Raw genomic sequence first — 12,357 nt, forward strand, 5'->3', positions numbered from 1 at the left:
TATTAATTATTGTAAGATAACTGAACAGGATAGATTTTTTTTCTGAAAAAATGCCATATTTCTATACTACCTTTTTTGTTTTTTGGAGTTCTTAGATAAGAAAGATAGAAAAATATTTTAAGATAGGAGTAATTGATGAATACACGGGAGATTGAGAGATTGATAACGAAGGCACTTTTGAATGATATTTCGGAAGATGAACAACGCCGGTTGGATGAATGGTTAAATGCATCCGGGCGGAACAGGGATTTCTTTGAAGGTTTGCACTCGGGGAAATATTTGAAAAGGGCTGTCACGGACCGTAATCGCGTGTCGCGGGATGATCGGTGGAAGCGGTTGAGAAGGGAAACGGTGGCTATCAGGAGTCGAAAGATTCGTTCACGGGTGCTTCGAGTGGCGGCGGCGATTATTTTCCCGTTGATGGTGGGTGGAATGATTTGGTTGATGTCGGATTCAAAACAGGGAGATTCTTCAACTTTATTGGCACACGAGGAGATTAAGGTCGGGAGTTCCAAAGCCGTGGTAACCTTATCCAACGGGGAGAAAGTTGCTCTTTTCGGGGACACGACGGTACGCGTGAATGACGGGTTGGCGGTGATGGTGAATCAGAAGGATACGCTGAATTTCATGAGAAATAACGAGGCGGTTGTCGCTGATAATAGTTTTACCGTGATCCAGATACCGAGAGGGGGAGAGTATATCGTGCGTCTGGAGGACGGTACGACCGTGTACCTTAATTCCGAGTCGGAACTGCGAATACCGGTGCATTTTAATTCGAAGGAACGCGTCGTTTGGTTGACGGGAGAGGCGTATTTCAGTGTCGAGCACGAGAAACAACGGTCGTTCACGGTGAGAACGGAGCGGGCGGATATTTCCGTGCTGGGAACGGAATTCGGGGTTCGGGCTTATGCTGACGAGGCGGATTTGTTGACAACGCTGGTGCAAGGGGCGGTAGAGGTGAAGAGCGAGAGTCGCGTGCACCGGATTGTACCCGGCGAGCAGGCGAAGGTGGATGAGGCTGGTAATATAGAGGTGAAAGAGGTCAACGTGGATGATTATATTGCTTGGAAGCTGGGACGGATCGTGTTCGTGAACGCCCGTTTGGAAGATATCATGAGAGAGTTGCAGCGCTGGTATGATTTCAAGGTTTCGTACAGCAGCCCGGAGCAGAAAGAGTTGCGTTTCACGATGGATATCCTGAAGTACAAGGAGGTTTCCGATATATTTGATTTGATGGAAAAAATCAAAAGGATCACGTTTGTCGTGGAGGGGAACCATGTGACTCTAAAATAAAAAGAGAACGGTACCGCAAATACCATTCCCTTGTGAGTCTGCTAACAGACTAATGTAAAATCAATAAACAAAGTTATGGAAAATAATTAAAAGAAAAAAAGAAAGCCGATCATTTCTGCCGCAAACAGAATTGAAGAGATTGTGAAATAGACTAATGTAAAATCAAACAAATTATTTTATGAAGAGAGATCATGAAAGTTTTCGGGGGTATCCCCGGTGGCTATGCCAATTGTTGTTATCCGTGAAGATAGTACTGTTGTCAGTATCATTTTCATTCGCTCAACAAAACACGGATCGGGTTAGTGTGGATATGAAAAATGCTTCGTTGGCAGAGGTTTTTGACGAGATCAAACGCCAGACGAAGTTGAGTTTCATGTTCAGTAACGACGATTTGAAACATGTCGGAAGAAAGGATTACGCGGTAAAGAATGTTACCGTGGATTCTGCCATGCGCGAATGTCTGGAAGGTACCGGGCTGGAATATGAATTGACCAATAACGTGGTGGTGATACGGAAAGCCCCGGTAAAGGCGGAGAAAGTGCAACAGATCACGTTGATGGGAACGGTGCGGGATCAAAAAGGGGAAACGTTGCCCGGGGTTTCAATCGTCATCAAGGGAACGGCTTTAGGTGGGGCTACCGATATTGACGGTCGCTATTCGTTGGCTCTTCCCTTGACCAAGGATATGGTACTTGTATTCTCGTACGTGGGGATGTTGACGAAAGAGGTCGTGTACGACGGGCAGAAAACGATAGACGTGACGTTGGAAGAGAACGTGAAGGAGATGGAAGAAGTCGTGGTTACCGGTATCTTTACCCGGAAGGCTGAGAGTTACACGGGTGCGGCGCGTACCGTGAAAGCGGAAGATCTGGCGAAAGTGAGTAATATGAATGTCCTGCAAGCCTTGAAAAACCTTGATCCTTCTTTTCAGGTGATAGAGAGCAATCAATTCGGTTCCGACCCGAACCGGGTGCCGGAAATCCAGATGCGCGGTGCTTCCAGTTTCACGGACATGAAGGATAAATACCAGACGAACCCGAACCAGCCGCTTTTTATCGTGGACGGTTTTGAACAGACTATCGAGAAGGTGATGGACATGGATATGAACCGGGTGGAGTCTATCACGACGTTGAAAGACGCGACGGCAAAGGCGCTTTACGGTTCCAAGGGGGCGAACGGCGTGGTTGTTATCGAGACCAAACGTCCGGCGATCGGTAAGATGACGGTAAGTTATACCGGGAGTATGGATATCCAAGCCCCGGATTTAAGTAGTTATAATTTGTGTAACGCGTGGCAGAAACTGGAAGTGGAGCGTTTGTCCGGGGTATATACCTCGTCCACGAATCACCCGGTGAGTCAACAGCGGTTGGATGAATTGTACGCGGGATTGAATAAAGAGGTAGAGCGGGGTGTCAATACCTATTGGTTGAGCAAACCGTTACGTACCGGGATCGGGCACAAGCACTCGTTGAATTTCGAGGGTGGCGATGAGTTTATCCGGTATAATATTAACGTGAGTTACAACAACGTGGCGGGTGTTATGAAGGGTTCCAACCGGGAAACATTCGGCGGAGGTTTTACTTTTTCTTATCGTTACAAATCTTTGCTTTTCCGGGAACAACTTTCTTTGTTGCATAATAAAGCCGATAATTCCCCTTACGGGTCATTTTCCGATTACGCGAAACTGAACCCGTACTGGAGGGCGAACAATGAAGATGGGACAATTCGGGAGGTGTTGAACCCGGTAGAGGTGGCCTACGGGAGTAACCCGGTTTACAACCCGCTAATAAATAAAACTTTAAACACGAAAGACGAAAGTAAATACACGGATATAACAAATAATTTTTATATCGAGTGGAGTGTCTTTGATGATTTGAAAGCCACGGGGCGTTTCGGTTTCACTTCCCGCACGGATGAATCGGATATTTTTTACCCGAGGGATCACACGATGTTCCGTGATATCGATATCACGGACGACGCTTATTTCGAGAGAGGTCAATACACGAAAGGGAACGGGAAGATGACAACCCTAACGACGGATATCGCTTTGAATTACTCGAAGACTTGGGATAAACACGTGATGTTTGCCAACGCTCAATGGAGCCTCGGTGAAACGAAATCGGAATCCGTTACTTTTCAAGCGGAGGGATTTGCCAATGACAAGTTGGATTACATCACTCATGCCCAACAGTATCTTGCCGGAGGAAAACCGAGTGGAAGCGAGTCTTTGTCCAGAGAAACGAGTTTTCTGGCTTCCGTGAACTATTCTTACGATTCCCGCTACCTGTTCGACGGTAACTATCGGGCGAACGCGTCTTCGTTGTTCGGGGCTGATCGCCGCTGGGGACATTTTTGGTCTGTTGGTGCGGGTTGGAACATGCACAACGAGAAATTCTTGAATGACATTGGGTGGTTGCAACGTTTGAAATTGCGTGTTTCCACGGGCTACACGGGTTCACAGAACTTCAATTCTTATCAGGCGGTTTCTACTTACAAGTATTATTCAAACGAAGTTTACGATAACATTATCGGTTCTTACTTGATGAGTTTGGCTAATCCCGACCTGCAATGGCAAAAGACACAGGATAATAACGTCGGAATCGATGTATCATTATTTGGTCGTGTCGATTTGACTTTTGATTATTATATCAAGAACACGAGTAACTTGTTGACCCCGGTAACGTTACCGCCTTCCGCCGGGTTCTCTTCTTACACGGAGAATCTGGGAAAATCACAGAACAAAGGATTCGAGTTGCAGGTAAGCGTGCGCGCGATTAATGATGCGGATAAGGATTTGCACTTGAACGTGTTCGGTTCTTTGATGCACAACACGAACAAGATCAAAGAGATTAACGAGGCTCTGTCAAGCATGAATGATGATAAGGATTCCGACAAAGATTTCAATTATGATCAAAGTACGAAAGAAAAGACCACGAAACCGTCCGTTCGCTACGCCGAGGGACAATCGATGAGTGCCATTTGGGCGGTGCGGTCTTTGGGGATCGACCCGGGTACTGGAAACGAGCTGTTTCTGACAAAGGACGGGCAACTGACTTACACGTGGGATGCCAACGATCAAGTCGTTTGCGGTGACGAGTTGCCGAAATACACGGGAACATTCGGTTTTAACTTGGATTGGAAAGGTTTCTCTGTAAATACCTCTTTCTATTTCCGTTTGGGCGGACAGATGTATAATCAAACGTTGGTAGACAAGGTTGAGAATTGCGATATGACTTACAACGTGGACCGTCGGGTGTATACCGGAAGATGGACCACACCGGGACAAAAAGCCGAGTTCAAGAGAGTTACCGACCCGAATTATTTCACGCGCCCGACATCTCGCTTCGTGCAGGATTTGAGCGAATTGCAAATGACTTCTCTGAATGTCGGTTACGATTTCAGAAATTGTAAGTTCATGCAGAATGGTATTATCGAGCGGTTGAAATTGTCTTTCTACATGAATGATGTATTTCGTCTGTCAACGGTGAAGACGGAAAGAGGTACGGATTACCCGTTTGCCCGTTCTTTCTCGTTCCAGCTGCAAGCGACATTCTAACAGGTGGTAGGCTATGAATATACTAAACAATTATTCGACTAGATTATGAGAAAAGGTTTTTTAAAATATAGTTTGTGGATTTTGGTTTGTTTCAGCATGGTGGCGTGTAACGACTGGCTGGACGTAAAACCGAAAACCGAGATGGAAGCCGAAGATATGTTCTCCACCGAGGATGGGTTCAAGGATGCTTTGGCGGGCGTTTATACGGCGATGACAAAATCTTCTCTGTATGGTAGAGAGTTGACTTACGGGATAGTGGATGTGGTCGCCCAGCAATGGGGAGGAATCGGCTCCAATCATCGTTACGCGAACGCGTTGAAATACGAGTACGAGGCAACGAACACGAAACCGATTATCGACACGCTTTGGAACGGGTTGTATAACGCCATAGCGAACGCTAATAGTATTCTGGCTTATATTGATAATTCAAAAGCCGTGTTCACGGGGGATAATAAGCAGATTATAAAAGGGGAAGCGTTGGCTTTGAGGGCTTTCATGCACTTTGATTTGTTACGTTTGTTTTGCGCGGACGCGACAAGTGCTTCCGCCGAAGACGGGATTCCTTATGTCAATGAACTCACGAAGCAGGTAACCGTGTCGGTTTCCCCGAAAGATGTCACGGAACAAATTATCAAGGATTTGAAAGAAGCGGCTACGTGTCTGGCAAATGATCCTGTGCTGACGGGACGGGAAGTTTCCGCGAGTGATGACAACGGTTATTTGATAAACCGGAATTATCACTTGAATTATTACGCGGTTATGGGGTTGATGGCACGCGTGTACATGTACGCGGGCAATCCGACCGAAGCCCGTAAGAGTGCCATTGCCGTGATCGAGGCTCACGAAAATCGGGAGTTGTTTCCTTGGAGCACGAGGGGCGACGTGTTGAACGAGAAAAAGGAGTTGCGTGACCGTACTTTTTCCACGGAACATCTTTTCGCTTTAAATATAAGGAAGTTGAAAGATTATATCGAGGGGTCTTTCACGGGTACGAGCGTGCCTTTATTGACGCGGATTTCCCCGGGTAGTTTGTTTGTCGCGGGGAATGATTTTCGTAGTTTCTTCTTCGAAACCACGAATTATATAGGGGATGTACCTTCTAAACTGTGGCAGATGGATGGAATTACGGTGGAAGGTCAATTGTACACGCCCAAGCGTGACCGTATGCCGATGATCCGTCTAAGCGAGATGTATTATATCGTGGCGGAGTGTGATAAGGCAACGCCTTCCGTGGCGGTAGCCCGATTGAACGAAGTGCTCGCTAACCGGGGATATGAAGACACGGAGTTGTTGGATGCTTCGGTTGTGAATAGCGGGGATGCCGTGCAGGAAGAAATCTTGAAGGAATACCAGCGTGAATTTATTTGTGAAGGACAACTCTTTTTCTATCATAAGCGGATGAAGGATGAGAAATTGAATGGCTACACGGTGAATTATGTATTCCCGAAACCGGAGAATGAACTGGAATTTGGAAAATAAAAAACAGAGATTATGAAATTCATGATAAGATATTTTTTATGGCTTCCGGTATGTTTGACCTTTGTGTTGACTGCCTGCGAGAAAGAAAAAATCCCGTATTACAATGATGTGGAGCGAGTGAATTTTAATTACACGAGTATGGGGTTACAAAGGGACACGATTGATGTCGTTTATGGCTTCGTGCTGGATGAATATACCGACATTGACCTTGAGATATTGTTGATGGGGTATGCTAAAAATTACGACCGGACAATCGGGCTGAAGATCACGAGCGAGAATGGAGCTGTTGCCGGGACTAATTACGAGATACAAGACCGGCTTGTGCTGCCTAAAAACGAGGTTTCCGTAAAAATACCGTTGAAAGTCTTGCGTTCAAGTGATTTGCTGGAGGACGGGGCTAAATCTTTCTTGGTTGAACTCGTGGATTCCGATGATTTGAAAGCGGGACTTCGGACAACACTTTTTATCACGGTTTCGGATGACATTCCGGAAGAGTGGGTAGGTGGTGAAAATTGGTTTATGAATAAAGTGAGTGATTATTTCGGGGAGTGTAATCAAACTAAATACTTGTTCGTTTACGAGCAGTTAGGTGTTTGGGATTTTTCAGCTTGGAATCTGATGGGATTCATGGGTAATGACGCGAAATTCTCGCCGGCGAAGAGAATCTTGAAAGAAAAATTGGCAGAATATGAAGCCGAGAACGGACCTCTGGTAGATCCTAAAACAGGAGATCGAGTAACATTCCCGGATTAACAATTAAACGATGATTTTATGAACAAGAGATTTATAATACAGATCATTTTTTTACTGGTTGCCATCTTCAGTTTATGTAATTGCTATGATGACAAGGGTAATTATGATTACAAGGAATTAACGTCGTTGCAGATCGACACGACAGGTATTAAGGCACAACAAACGGCGTATCAGTTCGAGAATTTTAAAGTACCCGTGGATGTGAAATATGCGGGGAACAAGGAAGATCTGTCGTACGAGTGGAAAATTTACCCGCAAGTCCCCCAGAAGGATGAAGATGTGACTAAATATGATTCGGCAGTCGTGTTGTACACGAAAGCGGTGTTCGATACGATTATTTACGAGATACCGGGTGCGTATTACCTGACCTTGACGGTGACCGACCATCTTCAGAATATTCAAGAGGCTTTCACGTTAAAGTTGAATGTTGAAACTCTCGTTTCCCGCGGGTTGTGCGTGATGGATGAGAATAACGGTATCTATGATTTGCATTTGATAAAGTCTGCCAAGTTATTGCCGGATATCTTGGAATCGGACGAACAGACTTATTATCATGTCTATTCCGGTGTTAATGATCTGGAAATAACGGATGGGAAATTTCTGGGATTTGTTTCTGTTGATGCAGCAACGGATAATAAAGCACTTTATTTCTTTACTGAAACCGGAGGTGTAACCTTGGATATTGATACATACGAGATTATGTCGAGTGATTATCCGTCGTGGTTCTCTTTCCCGATGAGTATAACTCCCGCTCCCGGGGCTTTTATGGTAACAAGTCGCCCGATAGAGATGCTTATCAATAACGGATTGGTTTACGTTTGGGATCACACGTCTATGGGGGTGACAACCTTTGGCGACCGGTTGAACGGGGATTATGAAGCGGCTCCTTATTTGCCGCGTATATCTACCAGTACATTCTCAACCGTGATTTTCGACAAGAAAAACAAACGTTTTGCCCCTATAAATATATTCGGTTCACAGGTGGGTGAGTTTGAATCTACCGCAAGCGGTGAGTTCGATCTGGATGATATCGGTGCTTCCAAAGAGTTGAAGTTTATGGATAACGGTTTCAATTCTTACACTTATGCTGTTTTTTACGACACGCAAACATCCGAGTACGCATTGTACGTGATGGATTTCTCCGGAACGGAAGCCTCGCCGGTGAAGAAATACGCGATGGATAGCTGTGAAGGAATAAACGGGGATTCTTATTACGCTTTCGGAAATCAAGGAAACGTGTGTTTCTATTCTTCCGGTAGTGACTTGTGCCAGTATAAATATGCTTCGACAAACGCGGGAACTGTCGTTCACTCGTTTACCGGGGAAACAATTACCGGGATTAAAGTATTTAAAAACTCCGGACATGCTCAAGACGGGAAACTGTTGATCGTTTCGACGTTGACAGGTAGCGGAGAAGGAAAAATCTACTTGGTAGGATTCAATGAATTGACGGGTGCGATCGTGGACGGAACCGATAAACCTTATGGCGATTTCGGCAAGATCGTTGATATATTGTACAAAGAATAAATAAGTATAGAGAAATGAGGTTGTTTGAAAAGAATCTTTCAGACAGCCTCAAAAAGAATTATCCATGAAAAAGAATAGTAGAATCGGAACGTGGTTGAGTGTTGTTCTCCTGTTGGTGATGTTTGGATTGCCGGTGAAAGCACAGAAGTATAAATCGGTATTCAAGGATCTGACGTGGGAACAAGCCGCGGAGTTGGCTCAAAAGGAGGGCAAAATCGTGTTGGTCGATGCGATGATGAAGGCTCGTACTCCCGAAGACCGGAAGAAACGGGATGAGGCGGAGCGGAAATTGTTCTCCGTGCCGGGGATTATGGATTTCTGTAACCGGAATATCGTGGCCATTCATATAGATATGGGAACGGAGGCGGGGAAGGCATTTGCCCCGAAGCTGGTGATGAATATGTACCCCACTTACGGTTTCTTTATGCCGGACGGGGATATTCTGGGTGTCGTCAGTCCTTTTATTTTAGCACAGAAACCGGAAGTTTTTTTGGAAAAGGGACAAAAGGCGGTGAAAGAAGCGGAAGTAAAGAGAAGTAACAAACGTTCTATTCTATTCGAGGAAATCGGGTTCAAGGAGGCGTTGGTGAAGGCGAAGAAGGAAAAGAAGTTGATTTTTATCGATGCTTATACCGATTACTGCCAACCGTGCGTGATGATGGTGAAAAATATCTTCTCGTTGGATAAAGTGGCTGATTTTTACAACGAGAATTTTATCAATCTGAAGTTGGATTTCGGTAAAGAGAAGGAATTGGCACAGAAATACGGGACATCGGGGTATCCCGCTTTTGTTTTCGTGAATGGGGATGGTAAGCTCGTGTATTTGGCAGGTGGTTACACCGAAGCGGAACCTTTTATCGGGTACGGGCAGGAGGCTTTGAAAAAAGCACAGGGGATAGAATTTACCGCCGGGAGCTGGAACGAGATTCTGGCAAAGGCAAAACAAGAGAATAAATTGATATTTATGGATTGCTATACCTCTTGGTGCGGACCTTGTAAACAAATGGCTCAAACGACCTTTGTCGATCCTGATGTTGCCGCTTTGTTCAACGAGAAGTTTATTAACGTGAAGGTGGACATGGAAAAGGGCGAGGGGAAAGAATTGAGCAAGCGTTATGGCGTGAGAGCTTATCCCACGTTGAATTTTATTCATGGTGACGGGGAAATAGTACATTGCGTGGTAGGAGGATTGGGTGCGGATGAATTAATCAGGCAAGGGAAACTCGTGTTGGAAGGTAAAGGATTAAGTTATATGCAAAACGAGTATGCCGATGGAAACCGGGAGCCGGAGTTTATAACTTCTTATCTGGAAGTGCTCGGGATGGCTAACTTGGGAGAGGACGCACAGAAGGTGACGTTGGAGTATTTCGCCACGCTCGACCGGGAGAAATTGAACGAGAAAAAGTATTGGGATATCTTTGTCCGGTACGTGAATGATGTGGATAGTGATTTGTTCCGGTATGTATACGCGAACCGGGAACATCTCGTTTCACTTTACGGGGAACAACAAGTGAATCGTAAGATACAATCCGTGTGGGCAACCGGGGCGAATCGGTTCGTGCAGGAAAAAGAGGGCGCAAAGGTGTTGGATAAGAAAGGTTTTGAGCGTTACGTGAAGCGGATGAAAAAGGCGAAAGTTGACGGTTGGGAAGACATCGCGGCGAACGCGAGAATGAATAATGCCGAGAAGACCGGGGACTGGAAAACTTACGTGACTGAGGGTGACGCGCTGTTGAAAAATGGCAAGGTTTCGGATTTGTTATTGTATAACTGGGGGCTAAGGATAACCAAGAACTGCAAAGACAAGGAGTTGAGGGCACGTGCAGCCCGTTGGTTCGAGAATGCCGCCGCCGAATCGATGTCGTACCGTACCTATTTCGAGAAATTGGCGGCTGAATTAAAATAAGTTGCGTTGAATTTTAATGGATTTAATAATAATAGTATGAGGAAATTTTTAAGTGTAATGTTTGTAGCTTGTATGGTGATGCTTACAAGTTCTGTTTTCGCCCAAAAGACGATAACGATCAAGGGAAAAGTGAAATTCCCGTACAACCGTTTTAACATGGAAATCGTGGAACGTCAAGGCTTTGACAAGACGGTTCTTGATTCATGTAAAGTGAACGCTGACGGCACGTACGAGTTTAAAATGAAAGTGGACAAACCGGGGGTTTACACCTTGGATTGCCAGAAATGGCAGTCCGTGTCGTTTTGGGCAGAGGACGAAGATTTGGAAATTAATTTCCGCGGGGAGGATACCGCTAGAATTAAAATCAAAAATCCCCCTTACGTGTATATTAACGGGGGACCTAACAACGAGGTGATGAATCTCATGAACTGGGACGGTTACCGGGGGTACCAGTTGATGATCGGGATTTCTCAAGGAGTTTATCGCATCCCCGGGATTGACGATGCGGCAAAACAGGAAGTGTCCGGGAAGTTTTACGATATGTTGGGTGACGAGTCCCGTGCCCGTGCAAGATTCCTCGCGGAGCATTATGCCGACCGGAATAGCGTGTTGGCGGTACTGCCCGCGTTGCGTGGCGAGGAAGACGAGGCATTGGTAGAACAGGTGCTTGCCCGTTTGGAAAAAGTGAACCCGAATTACGCGCCCCTGCTTAGATTCAAGGCGGATAGAGCCGAGGCGAAAGCACAGAAGGAGCGTTTGGCTGAAGGGAAAATGGCTCCAGAATTTTCGTTCCCCACGCCCGACGGAAAGAAACAACTGGGACCGCAGGACTTCAAGGGCAAAATCCTCGTGTTGGACTTCTGGGCTTCTTGGTGTGGTCCGTGTCGCGCGGAAATCCCTCATTTGAAAGAGGCTTACAAGGAATACAGTAACAAGGGTGTTGTATTCTTCAGCGTGTCGATTGACAAGGATGATGCCGCTTGGAGAAAGGCAATGAAAGAGGAGAATATGCCGTGGGCGCAAGTGTGTGCCCCGAAAGCCGGGAAAGACGTGATGAAACAGTATCAGTTCTCGGGAATCCCTTATATCTTGGTTATCGATAAGGAAGGGCGTATCGTGGCGAAGAATTTGAGGGGAAAAGCCTTGACCGACAAGTTGGCGGAATTGGTTAGCGGGAAGAAAAAGAGTGTTGCCATGCCGGCAATGGGCATGTAAATAATACAAGAGTTTGAGGGATACATGTATAACGAGAGATATTATGCTTCTTTTCGATCGACACAGCAACCGTACGGTATTCCTCAACTCTATAAAAAAACGAGAGATGAAAAAGTTTTTGTGCTTAATGATGATACTTTGCACGGCAGGCATCGCCTCCGCGCAAATGACTGCGGCTAAAAGAATCCCGCCGGCGGTGGAGAAGAAAGTCGTTTTGAAGGCTTCTGCGCAAAAGGTATGGGACTATATGTCCGAACCGGGTAATTACAGGAAATTCTCGGGAGTGAAGACTTTTACCTGCGAGGAAAAGGCATTGAATGCCAAAATTGAATTGGAAACGAAAGCCGGAAAGAAAAGAAGTCAACACATCAGCGTGATTGACTATGACAATTTCAAAATCTGTTATTTCGTGACGAAATCCGACTATGCCGGGGAAAAACAATGGGTGTACGCGTTTGACATTTATCCCAAGGGAGATGGAAAATGTGAGGTAGTACTTTCGGTTTTCTTCGGGTTTGACGAACTTAGCCCGGAATTTAAAGAAGGTATCACGAAGGAGTTTGACGATATCGTTTCCGGCTTGAAAAAGAAGTTTAAATCATAAGGATGTCTAATTAATATTGTATGT

Annotated in this window: 8 protein-coding genes; all 8 read left to right on the forward strand. The window is 45.6% G+C overall.

Annotation, left to right across the window (positions count from 1 at the left end; translation table 11 throughout):
* The first annotated feature begins 135 nt into the window (after positions 1–135).
* The 8 genes from ACK8P8_RS14555 (at position 136) to ACK8P8_RS14590 (ending at position 12,333) form a co-directional block, all read left to right on the forward strand.
* Positions 136–1,293, forward strand: a complete 1,158-nt coding sequence (locus tag ACK8P8_RS14555; RefSeq protein ID WP_303179521.1) for a FecR family protein — start codon at positions 136–138, stop codon at positions 1,291–1,293.
* Positions 1,294–1,471: 178 nt separating this feature from the next.
* Complete coding sequence (locus tag ACK8P8_RS14560) at positions 1,472–4,849, forward strand: SusC/RagA family TonB-linked outer membrane protein (RefSeq protein WP_369860330.1); 3,378 nt, start codon at positions 1,472–1,474, stop codon at positions 4,847–4,849.
* A 45-nt stretch (positions 4,850–4,894) separates the two neighbouring features.
* A complete protein-coding gene (locus ACK8P8_RS14565; RefSeq protein WP_099291553.1) occupies positions 4,895–6,328 on the forward strand; it encodes a RagB/SusD family nutrient uptake outer membrane protein in 1,434 nt (477 codons plus the stop codon).
* A gap of 12 nt (positions 6,329–6,340) precedes the next feature.
* Complete coding sequence (locus ACK8P8_RS14570) at positions 6,341–7,081, forward strand: DUF4843 domain-containing protein (RefSeq protein WP_099291554.1); 741 nt, start codon at positions 6,341–6,343, stop codon at positions 7,079–7,081.
* Positions 7,082–7,099: 18 nt separating this feature from the next.
* A complete protein-coding gene (locus tag ACK8P8_RS14575; protein WP_369860329.1) occupies positions 7,100–8,608 on the forward strand; it encodes a PKD-like family lipoprotein in 1,509 nt (502 codons plus the stop codon).
* Positions 8,609–8,672: 64 nt separating this feature from the next.
* Positions 8,673–10,514, forward strand: a complete 1,842-nt coding sequence (locus ACK8P8_RS14580; RefSeq protein ID WP_369860328.1) for a thioredoxin fold domain-containing protein — start codon at positions 8,673–8,675, stop codon at positions 10,512–10,514.
* A 36-nt stretch (positions 10,515–10,550) separates the two neighbouring features.
* Positions 10,551–11,729 carry a TlpA disulfide reductase family protein gene (locus tag ACK8P8_RS14585; RefSeq protein ID WP_099291557.1) on the forward strand — a complete coding sequence of 393 codons (1,179 nt, stop codon included), beginning with the start codon at positions 10,551–10,553 and terminating at the stop codon, positions 11,727–11,729.
* 106 nt (positions 11,730–11,835) lie between these two features.
* Positions 11,836–12,333: an SRPBCC family protein gene (locus tag ACK8P8_RS14590; RefSeq protein ID WP_099291558.1), complete on the forward strand. Its 498-nt coding sequence runs from the start codon at positions 11,836–11,838 to the stop codon at positions 12,331–12,333.
* The last annotated feature ends 24 nt before the right edge of the window (positions 12,334–12,357 follow it).

This window comes from Butyricimonas muris, from assembly GCF_046365375.1.
GTDB lineage: Bacteria > Bacteroidota > Bacteroidia > Bacteroidales > Marinifilaceae > Butyricimonas > Butyricimonas muris.